Annotated in this window: 18 protein-coding genes, 1 pseudogene and 2 riboswitches; of the genes and pseudogenes, 17 read left to right on the top strand and 2 right to left on the bottom strand. The window is 36.6% G+C overall.

Annotated elements, in window-relative coordinates:
• Nucleotides 1–4: 4 nt before the first annotated feature.
• From rbsB to MKY26_RS08070, 4 genes are all read left to right on the top strand, one after another.
• Nucleotides 5–937 (top strand): ribose ABC transporter substrate-binding protein RbsB, encoded by a 933-nt coding sequence (gene rbsB, locus MKY26_RS08085; protein ID WP_341051433.1) that lies wholly within the window; start codon nucleotides 5–7, stop codon nucleotides 935–937.
• Between the two features lie 142 nt (nucleotides 938–1,079).
• The gene (locus MKY26_RS08080) at nucleotides 1,080–1,481 is read left to right on the top strand and encodes a hypothetical protein (RefSeq protein ID WP_341095125.1); all 402 of its coding nucleotides are present in this window, start codon (nucleotides 1,080–1,082) and stop codon (nucleotides 1,479–1,481) included.
• Between the two features lie 262 nt (nucleotides 1,482–1,743).
• Nucleotides 1,744–1,944, top strand: coding sequence for a hypothetical protein (locus MKY26_RS08075; RefSeq protein ID WP_341095120.1), 201 nt, complete (start codon nucleotides 1,744–1,746; stop codon nucleotides 1,942–1,944).
• Nucleotides 1,945–2,033: 89 nt separating this feature from the next.
• A complete protein-coding gene (locus tag MKY26_RS08070) occupies nucleotides 2,034–2,498 on the top strand; it encodes a YxiG family protein (RefSeq protein WP_341095116.1) in 465 nt (154 codons plus the stop codon).
• A gap of 117 nt (nucleotides 2,499–2,615) precedes the next feature.
• Here the strand turns inward: MKY26_RS08070 and MKY26_RS08065 are convergent, their stop codons facing one another.
• Nucleotides 2,616–3,038 carry a hypothetical protein gene (locus tag MKY26_RS08065; protein ID WP_341095110.1) on the bottom strand — a complete coding sequence of 141 codons (423 nt, stop codon included), beginning with the start codon at nucleotides 3,036–3,038 and terminating at the stop codon, nucleotides 2,616–2,618.
• Nucleotides 3,039–3,472: 434 nt separating this feature from the next.
• Nucleotides 3,473–3,615: riboswitch (FMN riboswitch) on the top strand.
• Nucleotides 3,616–3,875: 260 nt separating this feature from the next.
• Here MKY26_RS08065 and ribE point away from each other — a divergent pair.
• The 4 genes and pseudogenes from ribE (at nucleotide 3,876) to dapF (ending at nucleotide 6,750) form a co-directional block, all read left to right on the top strand.
• Nucleotides 3,876–4,517, top strand: a complete 642-nt coding sequence (ribE, locus tag MKY26_RS08060; RefSeq protein WP_095373660.1) for a riboflavin synthase — start codon at nucleotides 3,876–3,878, stop codon at nucleotides 4,515–4,517.
• Nucleotides 4,518–4,527: 10 nt separating this feature from the next.
• Nucleotides 4,528–5,118, top strand: a pseudogene (gene ribB / locus MKY26_RS08055) (3,4-dihydroxy-2-butanone-4-phosphate synthase); the annotation flags it as partial.
• Nucleotides 5,119–5,164: 46 nt separating this feature from the next.
• Nucleotides 5,165–5,632, top strand: a complete 468-nt coding sequence (ribH, locus tag MKY26_RS08050; protein WP_095372940.1) for a 6,7-dimethyl-8-ribityllumazine synthase — start codon at nucleotides 5,165–5,167, stop codon at nucleotides 5,630–5,632.
• 128 nt (nucleotides 5,633–5,760) lie between these two features.
• Nucleotides 5,761–6,750 carry a diaminopimelate epimerase gene (gene dapF / locus MKY26_RS08045; RefSeq protein WP_095372941.1) on the top strand — a complete coding sequence of 330 codons (990 nt, stop codon included), beginning with the start codon at nucleotides 5,761–5,763 and terminating at the stop codon, nucleotides 6,748–6,750.
• Between the two features lie 311 nt (nucleotides 6,751–7,061).
• Here dapF and ligD read toward each other — a convergent pair whose 3' ends face one another.
• The gene (ligD, locus tag MKY26_RS08040) at nucleotides 7,062–8,267 is read right to left on the bottom strand and encodes a DNA ligase D (RefSeq protein WP_322909500.1); all 1,206 of its coding nucleotides are present in this window, start codon (nucleotides 8,265–8,267) and stop codon (nucleotides 7,062–7,064) included.
• A gap of 111 nt (nucleotides 8,268–8,378) precedes the next feature.
• Between ligD and MKY26_RS08035 the strand changes: the two genes are divergently transcribed.
• The 9 genes from MKY26_RS08035 (at nucleotide 8,379) to MKY26_RS07995 (ending at nucleotide 18,370) form a co-directional block, all read left to right on the top strand.
• Nucleotides 8,379–9,284 carry an ATP-dependent DNA ligase gene (locus MKY26_RS08035; RefSeq protein WP_095372944.1) on the top strand — a complete coding sequence of 302 codons (906 nt, stop codon included), beginning with the start codon at nucleotides 8,379–8,381 and terminating at the stop codon, nucleotides 9,282–9,284.
• 91 nt (nucleotides 9,285–9,375) lie between these two features.
• Nucleotides 9,376–9,633 carry a spore coat protein gene (locus tag MKY26_RS08030; protein WP_095372945.1) on the top strand — a complete coding sequence of 86 codons (258 nt, stop codon included), beginning with the start codon at nucleotides 9,376–9,378 and terminating at the stop codon, nucleotides 9,631–9,633.
• 195 nt (nucleotides 9,634–9,828) lie between these two features.
• Nucleotides 9,829–10,689, top strand: coding sequence for a non-homologous end joining protein Ku (gene ku, locus MKY26_RS08025; protein WP_095372946.1), 861 nt, complete (start codon nucleotides 9,829–9,831; stop codon nucleotides 10,687–10,689).
• 66 nt (nucleotides 10,690–10,755) lie between these two features.
• Complete coding sequence (locus MKY26_RS08020) at nucleotides 10,756–11,397, top strand: phosphatase PAP2 family protein (protein ID WP_095372947.1); 642 nt, start codon at nucleotides 10,756–10,758, stop codon at nucleotides 11,395–11,397.
• 15 nt (nucleotides 11,398–11,412) lie between these two features.
• Nucleotides 11,413–12,903, top strand: a complete 1,491-nt coding sequence (gene glpK, locus MKY26_RS08015; protein ID WP_341095081.1) for a glycerol kinase GlpK — start codon at nucleotides 11,413–11,415, stop codon at nucleotides 12,901–12,903.
• A 37-nt stretch (nucleotides 12,904–12,940) separates the two neighbouring features.
• Nucleotides 12,941–14,587, top strand: coding sequence for a glycerol-3-phosphate dehydrogenase/oxidase (locus MKY26_RS08010; RefSeq protein WP_095372949.1), 1,647 nt, complete (start codon nucleotides 12,941–12,943; stop codon nucleotides 14,585–14,587).
• Between the two features lie 729 nt (nucleotides 14,588–15,316).
• Nucleotides 15,317–15,399: riboswitch (ZMP/ZTP riboswitch) on the top strand.
• 39 nt (nucleotides 15,400–15,438) lie between these two features.
• Complete coding sequence (locus tag MKY26_RS08005) at nucleotides 15,439–16,281, top strand: bifunctional 5,10-methylenetetrahydrofolate dehydrogenase/5,10-methenyltetrahydrofolate cyclohydrolase (protein WP_095372950.1); 843 nt, start codon at nucleotides 15,439–15,441, stop codon at nucleotides 16,279–16,281.
• Nucleotides 16,282–16,522: 241 nt separating this feature from the next.
• The gene (locus MKY26_RS08000) at nucleotides 16,523–16,723 is read left to right on the top strand and encodes a cold-shock protein (protein ID WP_095372951.1); all 201 of its coding nucleotides are present in this window, start codon (nucleotides 16,523–16,525) and stop codon (nucleotides 16,721–16,723) included.
• 183 nt (nucleotides 16,724–16,906) lie between these two features.
• Nucleotides 16,907–18,370, top strand: coding sequence for a DEAD/DEAH box helicase (locus MKY26_RS07995; protein WP_095372952.1), 1,464 nt, complete (start codon nucleotides 16,907–16,909; stop codon nucleotides 18,368–18,370).
• The last annotated feature ends 24 nt before the right edge of the window (nucleotides 18,371–18,394 follow it).

Genomic DNA, 18,394 nt, shown 5'->3' with positions numbered 1-18,394 from the left:
TCAAATGAAAAAAATATGGAAGCTTCTTACTTTGGTTTTAGTAGTCGCTTTATTAGGTGCATGTTCATTAAATAATGGGGCTGATGATAATGAAGCAACTGATAATGATGAAAAAGCATCAGGAGAAAAAACAATTGGTCTATCGATTTCTACATTAAATAATCCTTTCTTTGTTACACTACGTGATAGTGCAGAGGCGAAGGCAAAAGAGCTTGGTTATGCGATTAAAACAGTAGATGCACAAGATGACCCAGCAACACAAGTAAGTGATATTGAGGATTTAATTCAACAAGGTGTTGACTTATTAATTATTAATCCAGCTGATTCAGCAGCGGTTGCTTCTGCCATTACATCAGCTAATAATGCAGATATCCCGGTTATTACTGTTGATAGAAGTGCAGAAGGTGGCGAAGTTGTCGCTCACGTAGCTTCTGATAATGCAGAAGGCGGTAAAATGGCAGGAGAATTTATCATTGAACAACTTGATGGCGAAGGAAAAGTAGTTGAACTTGAAGGGATCCCTGGTTCATCGGCAGCACGCGAAAGAGGTGCGGGTTTCAATGAAGCCATTGAAGCATCTGACAATGTGGAAGTAGCAACAAAACAATCTGCGAATTTTGATCGTGCAGAAGGCTTAACAGTAATGGAAAACATCATCCAAAGCAATAAAGATGTCCAAGCTGTATTTGCTCATAATGATGAAATGGCACTTGGTGCTTATCAAGCATTAACGGCTGCTGGATTGAAAGATGTCATTGTTGTCGGGTTCGACGCAACAGATGATGCCATTGCTGCAGTTGAAGGTGGCGATATGGCAGCAACAGTCGCTCAAAAACCAGACAGAATGGGCGAGCAAGCTGTAGAAACAGCCAAAAAAGTACTCGATGGTGAAACGGTGGAAGAATTTATCCCTGTTGAGTTAGAGTTAATTAAATAAGGAAATGATTGAATGAAGCACGTGTAGATTCTGCTTAAAGGTGGAATGAGCACGTGCTTTTTTATTTTCTAAGTGAACGCAGGTTAAGGAAAGAAGTGTGAAAGAAATATATAAGCGGTTAGTATGAAATGAGTGTATAATTATGGTAATCATTATATTTTGTGAAGAAGCGAGTGGTAGAATGATCCCTGCAAATACTTTCGGTGTTGATATGACGAACGCCGCAACGCCTTATTTTCAAGTAGTGAAAGACAATCGAATTCGGTTCGGTTTAGAGACATTCAGACAACATCCGGGTTTAGCGAAAAGCTTATTTCATCATCTATTTCCTATAGAGGAAAAGTTAGATATGACTTTTATTTCTGGTTATCAAGATATTGATAGCACAAGGGTAAGGAGAGAAAAGTTAAATTTACGACGGTTTTTTAAGATAAATAATTGGTCTAATGAAGTAGTTTGGGAAGAAGAAATGAGCAGTTATTTTGTCTTTTCAACAGTAAAGAACGTCAAATCATCTGCGTTTTTTCGCTATACCCTTAAATGATTGGTTGGTCACACGTCACTCTATATTTGTTTTGTGCATCGTGCTTTTTTATTTTATATTAGTTCTGATGTACTGGATATAGTTGCAAATGCGCATACGATAAGGAGATTAAAAGATCTATTCCCTGAAATGTATGATACTTTCTACGAAGATGAGTAATCTTCTGTAAGACGGATTAGCAAATAGTGTTACCGTCATCAAGAAATTACCGAAAAAACGGTAAATGTAATTCGATGTCTAACAATTAAAGGATAGGAGAAAAATGATGAATATAAACAGGAAAGATTTACTTAATGCTGCTTGGATTATTGGAATTTGCTTTATATTGGGATCCTGTACTATTGCTGGAGCGATTGAGAGTCTACTAGATAATAGTTTAGCGAATGATGGTCATTATGAACAACAAAGATTCAATGACAATTTTGAAAGGTATATTGAAATACTCGAAAACAAAGGGGAATAAACTGTCAAAAAGAAGATGTTTGACTGAAATATCGCCGGTAGATTGTGTGCTTTCCACAGGTAATAGAAAAAAGTAAACGGGGTGATCAGATGTCTAGCGGTCCAAATAGAATAAATACTTTGTTTGCCGAAAAAGCAGAATACTGGGATTTAGATGATTTACAGATTGATTATTTAAATGAATCCATTACATTAAAATTACTTAGTTGTCATAAACAACAAATTAAGAGAACCTACATCTTCATAAAGGAAGTGATGTCGTTCTTTGTTTATCAAGAGCCTAATGTAGGAACGATACGCTTAAATGACCGTAGTTTTACTGATGCGAATTTATTAAGCGAAATTAGTTATCACAAGAATGGTTTTGGTCATATAAAAATTGAAAGTTTAGAATCAGATTTGAAAGAAATCGAAAAATTACATGCTAAAACTAATTTTTACTTTCAAGTAAATAATAAAGACTCATTTTTTATTGAAGCCAATAGTGTGCAAATCAATGATGAACGGTTTGTAAACCTTCTTGCAGATAGTAGAACACTGAAATATTGTGAATGAAGCAAACTTTATGGAGTGTGATGAATTTATTATAGAAAGAATTGGAGCTATTTTCAGATAAAAATACTGTCAGCAATATTAATAGCGCTATTAGCTTTATGCATAATGTTAATATTGTTAAAACGGTAAGATGAAAAAGTGTTTCTTTCGTTCTAGTTTTATTTCCTCATCAAATTCCTTATTTTCGTATGTCCATTTAATTTGTAAAGAGTAATTCGCATCCAACGGGGCGCCTTCGATACTGACAAATTCAATAACATCTCCCTGAGGAAAATCACTTGGCTTATCGTATAAAGTGACCATTTCCTCTCCAGATTTAAATACCAAAAAATTCAGAGTAGGGAGATTGGTCCCTCCTAACCAAGTTGCCTCTCCTTTCCAAATCCCTTTAGGGTTAGGAGAATGATGAGGGCTATATTCCGCTCTCCAATTTCCATCGGAGCTCTTTCCTTTTAGTACAATTGGTTGCTTACAAGAATAAATCATCCAAGACACTAAAATTAAAGGAAAGATGAAAATAATAATTAATTTTCTATTCATAGATGGGCTTCCTTTTATAGTTGGATTTTGTAATTTTTATGTTATCTTTATGTCCTGATGAATAGTTATTTACAAAAACACACCTTCTTTTCTATGTAATTTAATAGAAATAATGTATTTAACTGTATTTAACTGTATTTTATATCATACATAGATGAATTGACAACTTTAAGGAGTAAAGAAAAAATTGAGGTAGGGTTTTGAAATATAATATTAGATATATAACTATTATCCTTTTTCTGTCTCAAATGTTAGGGTGATGGTTTATTTTAGTTTTCTTTATGTATAATCTCCTATTTAACACTCTTTCTATTGATTAATTACTTATTTACATTTATCCTATATTTAGATACTGTAATAAGAGCAGGGGAATCTTTATTTATTTTAAAAGTATTAGATACTGTCTGTTCTCTATAGTATCAACAATTTAATAGAATATCCTTCGGGGCAGGGTGAAATTCCCAACCGGCGGTGATGAGGGTGACCTCTTAGTCCGTGACCCGGGCTCAGGAATGAGAACGGTGGATTTGGTGCAATTCCAAAGCCGACAGTATAGTCTGGATGGGAGAAGGATGCGTGTGTGTAAAAACGTTCAAAAACAGTTGATTTTGACGTTTATTTGGCCATGATTACTTTTCCCGTATACGTATTCGTATACGGGTTTATTTATTCATGAGTATTTTAAAAAGGGTGGTGATGATATGGGATAACGATAAGTGTGAGTCCAACTCTTTTTGTAATTTTCAACAAACTCTCCCGATACCGCGTATTTGCCCCGAGCGGAAAATTTCAACTTTTACTTAAACGAATAAATCTTATGCAGAGAGGTTGATCATTCTGTTTACAGGTATTATCGAAGAAATCGGTACTGTACAAAGAACGATTCATCGTGGATCTACTATTCAATTAGTGTTCAATGCTACAAAGATTATGGATGATATCCATATCGGTGATAGCATCGCTGTGAACGGTGTTTGTTTAACAGTGACCGAATTCCAACAAAGAAGTTTTACAGCAGATGTGATGCCAGAAACTTTTCATGCGACATCGCTTTCCTCTTTAAAAGTAGGAAGCAATGTGAATTTAGAAAGAGCGATGTTAGCAGGAGGAAGATTTGGCGGCCATTATGTAAGTGGTCATGTGGATGAAACGAGAAAAATTTTAAAAAAACAAAGACAAGAAAATGCGATTTATCTTTCAATTTCACTATCAGAGAAGTATCAGCATCTAATTCTACCTAAAGGATCTGTTGCTATTGATGGCACTTCATTAACAGTGATGGAGGTAGGGGATGGTTATTTTACGATTGCGTTAATTCCTCATACAGCTGAAGAAACGGTGATTAGTGAAAAAAAGCCAAATGATACTGTCAATATCGAATATGATTTATTTGCTAAATATGTATTTGCCTTTTCAGACACATCGAAACGTGAAAGAAATTTCGAACAGTTATTAGAGAATAATGGATTCTTAAGTTAGGAGGGAATATATGAGTCACTCAATTGAAGAAGCGATTGCTGACTTGAAAATGGGAAAAGTGATTATCGTTTGTGATGATGAGAATCGTGAGAATGAGGGTGATTTTATCGCTGTTGCCGAGTATGCTTCAGCTGAAACAATCAATTTTATGGCGACAGTGGGAAGAGGGCTTATTTGCGTGCCGATTGAGCAGTCAATCGCCAAAAAATTAGACTTGCATCCGATGGTAACTAATAATACAGACAGCCATCAAACTGCTTTTACTGTAAGTATTGATTATAAAGAGACAACGACTGGTATAAGTGCATTTGAACGGTTTTTAACCGTAGAAAAAATGTTAGACGACAAAACACAAGCATCAGACTTCAATCGTCCAGGTCATATTTTCCCCCTTATAGCGAAGGATGGTGGCGTCCTTGAGCGTTCAGGCCATACGGAAGCGGCAGTAGATTTAGCAAAATTGGCTGAGGCAAGTCCGGTCGGGATTATATGCGAGATTATGAAAGAAAATGGTGAAATGGCTAGAGTAGCAGAGTTAGAGAAAGTAGCAGAAAAATATGATTTGAAGATGATTACGATTGAACAATTAATATCTTATAAGCAATCACAATTATTATTAAACTAATCTAATTTAGGAGTGAAGTAGAATGAATACAATACTAGAAGGACATTTAATTGGAACGGGAATAAAGGTAGCTGTTGTTGTATCACGTTTCAATGAGTTTATTACAAAAAAATTATTAGATGGTGCATTAGATAGCTTCAAGCGTCACGATGTGGCTGAAGAGGATATTACGGTAGCTTGGGTACCAGGAGCGTTTGAAATTCCTCTAGCTGCGAAAAAACTTGCGGAAAGTGGCGAATACGATGCGGTTGTTGCCCTTGGAACAGTTATTAGAGGGGCAACACCACATTTTGATTATGTGAATGCAGAGGTAGCCAAAGGAGTGGCAGCAACTTCATTACAAACTGGCATTCCAGTAATTTTTGGTGTGTTAACAACTGATTCTATTGAACAAGCGGTTGAGAGAGCGGGTACAAAAGCAGGCAACAAAGGCTGGGATGCAGCTGTTAATGCGATTGAAATGAGTAATTTTAATAAACATTTTCGTTAAAAATTAATTTTCTTTGCTCCCTCTTTCTTTTTCTCGTTATAATAATATTACGTTTATATTCACATGAACAATGGTAAAAACATGTATAGAAGATAAATGAAGAGCCTAAAAGAGAAAGAGGGTTTATGATGAAATTAGAATTAATTAAATGTCACGGTTCGGGAAATGACTTTTTTATTATTGATGAAATGGAGCAGTCCTTCGGGTGGAGTGATGAAGAACGAGCGAAATTAACGATTAGTCTTTGTAATCGTGGCAGTGAGCTCGGTGCGGATGGGATTTTATTTATATTAGCCAGTGAAGTTGCTGATGCAAAAATGCGCGTATTTAATGCAGATGGTTCAGAAGCTTCCATGTGTGGTAACGGTCTTCGTTGTGTCGCGAGGTATGTTTGTGAGAAACTGAAAATCAAAGAGGCGACAATTGATACGATGAAAGTAACCCTTCATGTTAGTAAAGAAAGCGATATTTATAAAGATATCCCTACTTACAAGGTAGAAATTTCACCGGTGTCATTTGATGTTGCTACTTTACCACTTCACATCAATCAGCACCAATTAGTCAATGAAAAGATGGAAGACCTTTCGGAAGATATCGCTTTTACTGCTCTTTCTGTACCTAATCCCCATCTTGTTGCTATTGTCGAAAAAGAACAGATGCAATCAGATATTCAAGAAGAAATAAGTTTGTATGTCAACGGAGAAAATGATTACTTTCCTGATGGTGTAAATGTGAGTTTCGTCAAACCACTACCAGAAGGTGGGATTTTTGTTCGTACGTATGAAAGAGGGGTGGGCTTTACGAATGCATGTGGGACAGCGATGTCGGCTTCAAGTTTAGTCACATGTCTGCAAAGTATCAATACCTATGAGCAGCCGATTGAGGTTTATAACAATGGTGGTAAGGTCCGTTGCATTGTTCATAAGCAAAATGATAGCTTTACAATCGACCTTATTGGTAATGCTAGCTTTGTCTATCAATGTACAATTGAGATAGATATAAATCATCCAGGGACATTTACCGTCGATAATAGCGAAGAATATATTGAAGAAATGATGCAATATGCGAAGTTGCAACAAGAAGCTTCTGCTTTTTTAACCAAGCAATTAAATGCTTAAGAAATGTTTAAGAAAAAAGGGTTTTGGACCGAAACGGCACTATGAGTAAATAGTGTTGGTTCGGTTTTTTGTTTTTTCATCTGAATAACGCGCAGGAATTGCATTAGCAGGTCGTTTCATATGTGTTTTCGCTCCTTGATGTCGTGCATGCTGAATGAGCAAAACGTTCAAATCAGTTTTAGCTTTTGAGTGATACGTAAACTGAAAAGGCAATCGTTTAAATGCGTTTTGGCTTTGGATAACGTGCATATCAGATTTGCTTAGCTTTCACTTCCTAAAACACAAAAAATCGCATATGCTTGCGTATAGTTTTATCCTTTTAATGAATCTATAATTTTTGCAATCGTGTCATTTTTTGTTTCGAAAAAGGTTGCCATTGGGCAGCGATCAGTTAAACGATACTTGCGAATGTTGTCTAGTGAAAAATTCTTTCGTTGCAGTTGTTTATTTACTTCATCCCAATAGAGTGGGGCTGCTATTATCGCACCTTCTCTGCCTCTAGGAGAGTAAGGAGCAATCATCGTTTTTCCTTCTGCATGCTGTATATAATCGATATATAACTTTTTCCCGCGATTCTTTTTCATTCTTTCTGTCGTAAATAAATCTGGGTTTTTTTCAACTAAATAGGAAGCTATGAACGAAGTAAACAGTCTGGTATCTTCATAAGAAAAATGATGATGCATAATTGGGATATGTACTTGTATACCCTTACCACCAGTTAATTTTGGGAAGCCGATAATATTTAATTCTTCGAAAATCTTGTTTAGTTTCTGTGCAGCATCAACAGCTAGTAGAAAGTGTGTTTCATCTGGTGGGTCAAGGTCGAACACAATATCAAGCGGATGGTCGCTACCAATTGTTTCAAAAGGGGTATGATACTCTAGTGCTAATTGATTACCTAGCCAAACAAGAGTAGATAAATCATTACAAAGGATATAGTCGATTTCGTCTTTTGTAAAAGAATTCACAAATGACGGTGCATAATCAGGTTTATTCTTCTGATAGAAACATTCTTTCCCTATATAGCCATGTGGATAGCGAATGGTTGTTAACAATCTATTCTTCACAAACGGTAACAACCGTGGAGCGACGCAAACAAGATATGCAATGAGCTGCTCTTTATTGATTTTTGGGTTGTCCCATAACGGTTTTTCTGGGTGGGTCACTTCTATAGAAGAGTCGATATTTGCATTTTCTATCAGTAATCTCTCCCAAGTACATGTTTCCCATTGCTCAGTCGGTAAGAATTGCATAAATTGAGGGTGGATCAAGGTATCCTCAATTATGTCGCGAAAGCAAAGTTGAATACAAATGCTTGGGGAGATGCTGTATTTTACTTGACTTACTTTTTTTCCATTCTTTTGAATCAAGCTGACTAAAATAGCCAATTCTTGTTCATTTAGACCTTCGGAAAATTCGCCCATTGCCTTTACTTTATTTTGATATACGATACTATATTCAAACTGATTAGTTGTAACATTCCAGCCAGTAATAAAGAAACGACCTTTTTTCCTCATATGACCTTCAACCATCCTTTGACTAGATTTTGGTTTACATTCATAAAACCTATTACACATGGTCATAGTATGGTTAGATTAAAAAAAGACATACAAGTGAGGATCGATCCAATGAAGCCAATTATTCCTTTTGAACCAAAAATGACAAATGAGATTCCAAATGGCGATCAATGGATAGCGCAAGTAAAGTGGGATGGTACAAGGATATTGACTTATTATGAAAAAGAGAATTTAAGGATTTTTAATCGAAAAGGAAATGAGCGCACCATCCAATATCCGGAATTACATCAATTACCCTCATTAATTAAGGGGAATTCCTTCATTTTAGATGGAGAGGTAATCGCTTTTCAAGACGGTGTTCCCTCTTTTTATGATGTGATGAGAAGAGATCGGCGGAAGAATACGGTAACAATCAATCATTTACAGACAGAAATTCCTATTACTTATATGATATTTGACCTCTTATATTTTAACGGTAAATGGCTGATTGAAACCCCATTATATAGACGCCAGGAGATGTTGATGGAAATCATCCAGCCAACAAATGAGATTCAAATCGTCCAAAGTTTTAGAGACTGTCAATCATTATATGATGCTGTCATAGAGCAAGGATTAGAGGGTATTGTTTGTAAGGATTTATATAGTGCTTATATATTAGGAGGAAAAGATGAACGCTGGTTAAAAAAGAAAAAAGAACAGGACCTTATTGCTATTGTTGGAGGGGTAACTTATAATGGAGCACTTATTCGTTCAATTGATTTAGGTGTATATAATGAAAAGGGTGAGCTTATTTATATCGGCAGTGCAGGCTCGAGCAAGCTTACTTTAAAGGATTGGCGTGAAGTGACTGAAGTGACTAACCAAATACTTCAGGGAGCAAGTCCGTTTCATAATTATAGCGGCTTATTGAAAAATCATGAATGGCTTTCTCCAATTTTAAAAGTGAAGGTTACTTTCTTAGAGTGGACAAAAGATCATACAATGAGGCAACCAGTCATTCAGTCGTTTGTTTTTTAAATCGTTTTCGGATAGGTTTTTGCCTACAGCAAATTTAGGTGTTTTACATAGTTTATAAGGAGTATATAAAGAGAACGACAGAGGAGGTTAAATGGTGAATCAACACTTTTACCCGGCATATACACAGACTCACTTATATAGAAGGCCTTATGGTGGTCGTCCTGGTTTTGGGGGAGGGCCAGGCTTTGGCGGCCCCGGCTTTGGGAGACCTGGTTTTGGTTTTGGTGGTCCATTTTTAGGTGGTGTAGCGGCAGGTTTATTAGGTGGCGCATTATTAGCACCTCTGGTGTACCCGCCTTATCCACCATATCCTGTATACCCACCATACCCACCTTATCCGGTTTATTAAAAAAATGGCTCAGATTTCACAAACACCACAGATTCAGCTGTGGTGTTTATTGCTTTTATTGCTTGTTTTTTTTGTAAAGACAGTGTTAGATGAAGACATATAAAAGAGATGTAGCTAATCTTACCAACATTGTACGTGTATATGAATAATCCTCAGAGAAAAAATACAATTAATAAGAATGGAGGAGGTTTTCTGATGCACACAATGTGGAAAGGAAGCATTAGTTTCGGTTTAGTCAATATCCCGATCAAATTGCATGCGGCAACTGAAGATAAAGATATTAAATTGCGTAATTTGCATAGTAAATGTCATTCGCCTATTAAGTATGAGAAAGTTTGTCCTGTATGTGATGAACCTGTGGAACAAAGTGATATAGTGAAAGCATATGAGTACACGAAAGGGAAATTTATCGTACTTGATGAAGAGGAATTACAAGCGTTAAAAAAAGAAAATGAAGATAAAGCAGTGGAGATTTTAGATTTTGTCAAAATCAATGAAGTAGATCCGATATATTTTTCTCGATCTTATTATATATCTCCAGGAGATAGTGGATCGAAAGCGTATGCCTTATTAAGGGAAGCTTTGAAGGAGTCTGAAAAAGTGGGGATAGCGAAAATTATCATTCGCGCAAAAGAACAGCTAGCTCTTCTTAGAGTTTTTCACAATACTTTAGTAATGGAAACCATCCACTTTCCTGATGAGGTGAGAAATTTTGCAGATGTGCCTAATATTCCTGCAGAAGAAAAAATAGCCAAAAAAGAATTAGACACCGCATTGTTATTGATAGACCAACTAACGACAACATTTGAACCTGAGAAATATACAGATGAATATCGCCAAGCACTTCTAGAGTTGATTGAAACAAAGAAAAATGGGGAAGAGGTAGTAATAACAAATCAACAGCAACCAAAGACATCCAATGTTACTGATCTTATGGCTGCATTGCAAGCATCCATCGATCAAACAAAACCACCACAACCGAAAAAAGAAAAAGCGACGACGAAGTCAAAAAAGAAAAAATCAACGAGTGCTGCAAAGACAAAGAAGGAAGCATAGTTTTGTTTATTCAATTGGAGAAGTCTAGACTTCTCCAACTTCCTAAAAAATATAAAGGAATGGGCAATGAAAAAATCAACCTTATACATAACGACAAACATCATACTATTCATTCTATTTTTAGGTATGTTTTTGTTTATCGTTTTCGATTACACAAACAATGATCTTGCTTGGTTTGATATGGAGGTCATTCATATTGTCCAGCAAAATGTAACTCCTGCATTAACCACATTTATCGATCGTTTTACTTTCCTAGGTTCTGTGCTGTGGTTTGTCATAGCCACAGTTGTTGTAATAGTCCTTCTTGTCTTAAAAAAGAAGTATGCATTAGCTATTTATATTTGTTTGACATCGGGAGTAGGGGCTCTTTTAAATTGGACTCTTAAGCACTATTTTAAAAGGGAAAGGCCAGATATCCTTCCATTAATTGAAGAAACTGGCTATGCCTTTCCAAGTGGACATTCAATGGGCTCGTTTATATTCTACGGATCGCTTGCTTTTGTCATCATTCATGTAGCTAAAAAGACAAGTATGAAATGGGCTGTAGCAATCATCATGGGGTTACTGATTTTGTCGATTGGGTTAAGTAGGATATATTTAGGTGTCCATTACCCTAGTGACGTAGCGGCTGGTTTTTTGGTCGGAGCGATTTGGTTAATGCTTTCAATTATGGTTTTTCATATGTATGAGCATATATTTAATAAATAAAAGGAGAGGAAAAGGTTGGAAAAATATATTCTTTCATTAGATCAAGGAACAACGAGCTCTCGAGCAATTTTATTCAATCATGAAGGGGAACCAGTACATAGTGCGCAAAAAGAGATTAAACAGTATTTTCCGAAACCTGGATGGGTGGAACATAATGCGAATGAAATTTGGGGAAGTGTACTGTCAGTGATTGCTAGTGTTTTATCAGAGGCAAATGTTACTCCCATTCAAATTGCCGGTATAGGTATTACGAACCAACGAGAAACAACAGTTTTATGGGACAAAGAAACGGGAGACCCCATCTACCATGCCATTGTTTGGCAATCTAGACAAACGAACGACATCTGTAAAGAGCTTAAGAAAAACGGAATGGAAGAGAAGGTGCGTCAAAAGACTGGTCTATTAATTGACCCTTACTTTTCTGGAACAAAGGTGAAGTGGATCCTAGATCATGTGGAAGGTGCACGTGAAAAGGTGAAAAAAGGGGAAGTATTATTTGGGACCATTGATACATGGCTTATATGGAAATTATCCGGTGGTAAAGCTCATGTCACGGACTATACAAATGCGGCAAGAACTCTAATGTTTAATATTTTTGACCTGAAATGGGATGAAGAACTGTTAGATTTATTTGGGGCAGAAAGTTCTATGATGCCTGAAGTGAAAAGTTCTTCAGAGATATATGCAGAAACGGCTCCTTATCATTTTTTCGGTCAGTCAGTTCCTATAGCCGGCGCAGCAGGTGATCAACAAGCTGCATTATTTGGTCAAGCATGTTTTACTGAAGGTATGGCAAAAAATACGTACGGTACGGGCTGTTTTATGCTCATGAATACAGGTGAAAAAGCAGTACATTCAGATAATGGTCTCTTAACAACGATAGCATGGGGGATAGATGGTAAAATCACCTATGCGCTTGAGGGGAGTATTTTCGTAGCCGGTTCTGCTCTTGGATGGTTACGAGATGGTTTGAGGATGTTAAAGCATGCGGAGGATAGTGAAGATTACGCAACAAAAGTACAATCAACAGAAGGTGTGTATATGGTACCTGCATTTGTTGGTTTAGGTACACCTTATTGGGATAGTGAGGTAAGGGGAGCTATTTTTGGATTAACTCGTGGAACGGAAAAGGAACATTTTATAAGAGCCACTTTGGAGTCACTTGCCTATCAAACGAAGGATGTATTACAAGCGATGATTGAGGATTCGGGGATTGATATCACTTCTTTACGGACGGACGGCGGTGCAGCAAAAAATAACTTTCTCATGCAATTCCAAGCAGATTTACTGGATACAGTTGTTGAACGGGCAAAGATTAATGAAACGACAGCTTTAGGAGCAGCATATTTAGCAGGCTTGGCTGTTGGTTTTTGGGAAAACAAAAAGCAACTTACCAAGAAGTGGGATCTAGATAAAGAATTTCAACCAGAAATGGATGAAAAAGAAAGAGATAAACTGTATCAAGGCTGGCAAACAGCAATCAACGCAACAATGGCATTTAAGTAAGGTACTTCACCATTTGAAAAAACAGGAGGGTACGAAAATGAAATTTTCTGTGAAAAATCGTTCTACTACCATTCAGCATTTAACTAACAATGAGTATGATCTCGTTGTTATCGGTGGAGGTATTACAGGAGCTGGAATTGCCCTTGATGCTGTGACAAGAGGGATGAAAGTAGCTTTAATTGAAATGCAGGACTTTGCTGCAGGAACGTCAAGTCGCTCAACTAAACTTGTGCATGGTGGTCTACGTTATTTAAAACAATTAGAATTTCATGTCGTTTCTGAAGTAGGAAAAGAACGGGCGATTGTGTATGAAAACGGCCCTCATATTACAAAACCAGAATGGATGGTCTTACCTTTTTATCAAAAAGGAACTTTCGGGAAGTTCACAACATCAATTGGGTTGAAGGTCTATGATTTCCTTGCGGGAGTTAAAAGAGATGAAAGAAGAGAAATGTTAAATAAAGAAGAGGTGCTAATAAAAGAACCATTATTGAAAGAAGAAGGTTTACTTGGTGGTGGTCATTATGTGGAATACCGGACTGATGATGCACGGTTAACTATTGAAGTGATGAAAGAAGCCGCTCATCGAGGAGCAGATGTGATTAATTATGCTAAAGTAACTGATTTTGTTTATAGGGATGGAACGATTATTGGTGTTGAGGTGCAAGACCAACTAAGTAATGAGTCTTTTCAAGTTTTCGGAAAAAAATGCGTGAATGCAACCGGTCCTTGGGTGGAACAGCTTTTAGATAAAGATGAGCAAATGAAAAATAAATCTTTAAAACTAACAAAAGGTGTTCATATTGTCATCGATCATTCTATTTTCCCATTAGAGCAAGCTATTTACTTTGACAGTGAAGATGGTCGAATGATTTTTGCTATTCCAAGGGAAGGGAAAACCTATGTTGGAACGACCGATACCTTTTATAAAGGTGATCCTGTGCATCCTTCGATAACAGATGAAGATAGGCAATATTTACTGAACGCAATTAAAGGGATTTTTCCAAACGTGAAGGTGACAGAAGCAGATATCGAATCTAGTTGGTCAGGTGTGCGTCCACTTATTCATGAAGAAGGAAAGTCACCGTCAGAAATTTCGAGAAAAGATGAAATCTGGGTGTCAGAGCACGGTTTAATTACGATTGCTGGTGGTAAATTAACAGGTTACCGGAAAATGGCCGAGACAATTGTAGACAAAGTTTCGTTTATGTTAAAAGAAGAATATCAACTATTGTTTTCAAAAAGTATGACAAAACATCTACCGTTGTCAGGTGGAAGAGTAGGCGGAGCAAAATATTTCCCTACTTTTATTGAATCAAAGAAACAGGAAGGGATAAAAGCTGGATTAAATGGAGAAGAGTCTCTTTATCTCTTAAGGCGTTACGGTTCAAATGCGCCGGTTTTATTCTCTTTGGTTAAGCAATATCATAAAGGAGAGCATCTAATCCCACGAGTCTTATGGTTAGAGCTAAAATATGCAATTGAATATGAAATGGTTGTTTCGCCTGTAGACTTTTTTTTCCGCCGGACAGGCGCATTGTTGTTTAACATTAAGTGTGTGTTCACATATAAAAAGGCTATCATTGAGATCATGGAAGATGAGCTTGACTGGACAGTTGAACAAACACGATCATATACGAACGAACTAAATGAAGTAATTAAATGGGCGACAAACAAAGGGTGAAAAGATCGTGGGTGACGACGGGATATAGTGAGCCTCTCTCATATCCTGTCGTATAAAACCAATGAATTTGACATATATCTACCAAAGTACTATAATAGATTGTGGTATTTGAGATAGAAAGATAGTCGGTAGTCATACGGCTTTTCTTGATGTGAAAGTTACTCTTTAGAGTAAAGTTCGCTAAGCAAGGTTTATAATTAAGAACTATTTTGTGGACAACTTCATAAGTAAGTTGAAATTCTTCTTAAATCATCTTCTATTTACCCATAAATGAACTTTATATGGTTACTTCAATAATTAAACCCCAATATACAATTCAACAAAGAGTTACTTTTCTCAAGAACAAATGAAGATTTAACCTGATTCTCACTGGCGCAGCTTCGGGGTTGCAAGGATGGAAGAGAGGTAGGGCTTTCGTTGTTTTAGGTAAAGAACTTATTGAAATTTAATAATCTCAAATATAACCAGCGAACCGTCATTGAAGCGGTTCGCTTTTGATTTATTCTTTATAATAGAGATAAAGTCGTGTAGCGTTAATTAAGATAAATTCCCTTCATTTATGTAGTTCTCAGCATTACCTTTGATTCTCAACAAAAATTATGCAATAATCAACCAATAATCAAATGTAAAGTAATAAAATAGCCTATGACGTAAATTCAAAAAGGCGAACAATAAGCGTATTTTTTATTGAAACATATGTGTTTTCTGTTATAATAAAGAGGAAGCTGAAGAAATCGCAGTAACTGACGACATTGCGGAAATAACCGCTGGGGAGCTGCGTCTATGTTTAGCCGGTCGTCTGGGCAGAGGTAAGTTTTCCTTATCTCTTTTTTATTTCGGAGGGAATAGACATGGAAGAAAAAACGATACTAGACGGACAAAAAGTTTCGAAAGATGTAAAAGAAAACTTAAAAGAAAGAGTATTAAAATTATCGGCACAAGGAGTAACGCCTTGCCTAGCTACTATTTTAGTGGGAGATGATCCATCTTCTGCTACGTATGTACGTATGAAAGGTAACGCCTGTGAAAAACTGGGTATTTTATCAAAGAGAATACATCTAGATGCAAGTATTTCTACTGAAACACTCATAGAAACGATTCAGGATTTGAATAATGATAAAAATGTACATGGGATCCTATTGCAACATCCAGTACCTGCACATATAGATGAAAGAAAAGCATTTGAAGCGATTGACATCGAAAAGGATGTGGATGGTGTCACCAGTCTTGGCTATGGTCAAACAGCACTTGGTTTTGGTGTTTACCCATCTTGTACACCTGCTGCTATTATGGAAATTATTGATTTTTATGATATTCCTGTTGAAGGGAAAAATGCAGTTGTGGTTGGAAGAAGTCCTATTTTAGGTAAGCCTGTTTCTGCATTACTACTCAATCGTAATGCAACTGTAACGACTTGTCATTCTAAAACAAAGGATTTAAGTGAACATTTAAGCAAAGCTGATATTGTTGTTGCAGCTGTTGGGAAACCTAATTTTATTCAAGGAAGCTGGCTAAAAGAAGGGGCTGTTGTGTTAGACGCGGGATACAACCCAGGAAATATTGGCGATGCTCATTATGATAGCTGTTATGAAAAAGCATCTGCCATTACACCTGTCCCTGGTGGAGTGGGCCCTGTAACGATTTCTATGTTATTAAAACACACTGTAGCTTCCGCAGAGAAAACGGTTCAGTGAGAAATAACTATTGACATTTAGCGATAAAACAATGTATTATAAAATATACGCTGTAAAGTTCGTTATATATTATTTGGATAAGTGGTCGTAACTGCAAGAAATGTAGGCGATTGTACTCTTCATTTCTTTCAGTTACGGCCTTTTTAACTTCATAAGAAAATTAAAGTACGAGGCATTCCACTTTTCTCTATAAGCTTATATAATTATGACTTTTTAGTGATTATTTTTTGGAGGTATTATCATGAATAACGGTAAAGTAAAATGGTTTAACGCAGAAAAAGGTTTTGGTTTCATCGAGTCTCAAGAAGGACAAGACGTATTCGTACATTTCAGTGCGATTCAATCTGAAGGTTTCAAAACTCTTGAAGAAGGTCAAGAAGTTACTTTTGAAATCGTTGATGGCGACCGTGGCCCTCAAGCTGCAAACGTTGTAAAAGCATAATAATGCGGTGATGCATGGCCTTTCATGCATCACCTTTTTATGTGAACTACTCCCCAACCGTTCTTATACCGTTACAATGATTTTACTTTTATTGCTTATAAATTGATAAAAATTAATGGAAACTGGATACACTCATACTATAGATTATTTTGAAGTATGTTTGAAATACAAGGAGGATTTATCTTGGTAAAATTTTCGGATTTTGGTTTAAGTACAGAGCTAGAAAAAGCTCTTTCTAATATGGGTTTTGAAGAGCCAACACCTATTCAAGCACAATCACTACCAATCGCATTAGCTGGTGCGGATATGATTGGTCAAGCCCAAACAGGTACTGGTAAAACAACGGCATTTGGTGTCCCAATGTTAGAGAAAGTAACGAAAGAAGATGGCATTCAAGGTTTGGTTCTTGCTCCAACAAGGGAACTAGCTGTGCAAGTGGCTGAAGAATTAAATCGTATTGGACAAGTGAAAGGAATCAGAACTTTACCGATATATGGTGGTCAAGATATTGGTAGACAAATTCGCGCACTTAAAAATCGTCCGCAAATAATCGCTGCCACACCAGGCCGTCTAATTGATCATATTGAAAGAAGAACGATTCGTCTAAACAATATTAAATCAGTTGTTCTAGATGAAGCGGATGAAATGCTAAATATGGGCTTCATTGAAGATATTGAAAGAATTCTTGGTGAAATTGAGCATGAACGTCAAACGCTTCTTTTCTCAGCAACAATGCCTAGACGTATTCAAACTCTAGCTGAGAAGTTTATGAATGACCCACAAATTGTTCGTGTAAAAGCAAAAGAGTTAACAGTAAAAAATATTGAACAATCTTATATCGAAGTGCATGAAAAACAAAAATTTGATGTATTATGCAGCTTATTGGATATTCAATCTCCTGAACTTGCGATTGTATTTGGTAGAACGAAAAAACGCGTAGATGAAGTGGTAGAAGGATTAATTAAACGTGGATATTCTGCAGAAGGTATTCATGGTGATATTCCACAAGCGAAACGTGATCAAGTTATTCGTCGTTTTAAAGATCAAACAATCGATATTATGGTAGCAACAGATGTTGCCGCACGTGGACTAGATATTTCAGGCGTTTCACATGTCTATAACTTTGATATTCCTCAAGATCCTGAAAGCTATGTGCACCGTATTGGACGTACTGGGAGAGCTGGGAATAAAGGTTTAGCTGTTACATTTGTTTCTCCACGAGAAATCGATCACTTGAAAATTATTGAAAATGTAACAAAGACAAAAATGAAAAAAGAACCAGTGCCAACGTTTAAAGATGTTGTGGCAGGTAACCAACGTGTGACAATTAATCGTTTAATGAATACGATTGATAAGAATGACTACGATGAGTATAAGCGTATTGCAGAATCATTGTTAGAAGATACAGATTCAGTGACAGTATTGGCAGCAGCATTAAAATTATTAACAAAAGATCCAGATGTCACACCTGTAAAAATTACAGCTGTAGAGCCACTTCGTTCGAAAAAACCTAAAAATAGAGATGGACGTAACCGCAGTCGCTTTGGTGATCGTCCGAGATCTGGTGGAAGAGATCGTAAAGGGGGCGGACGTGACTATAAAGGTCGCGAAAGACGTCGTGTAAAAAATAATAAGGGCCGCGATTGATTAAAATAAAGTAAATTGTGGTAT

Origin of the sequence: Cytobacillus sp. FSL R7-0680, assembly GCF_038009245.1 — a bacterium.
Classification (GTDB): domain Bacteria; phylum Bacillota; class Bacilli; order Bacillales; family Cytobacillaceae; genus Cytobacillus; species Cytobacillus kochii.
Note: the sequence above shows the minus strand (reverse complement) of the source record. Positions and strands in the feature narration are given on the sequence as shown.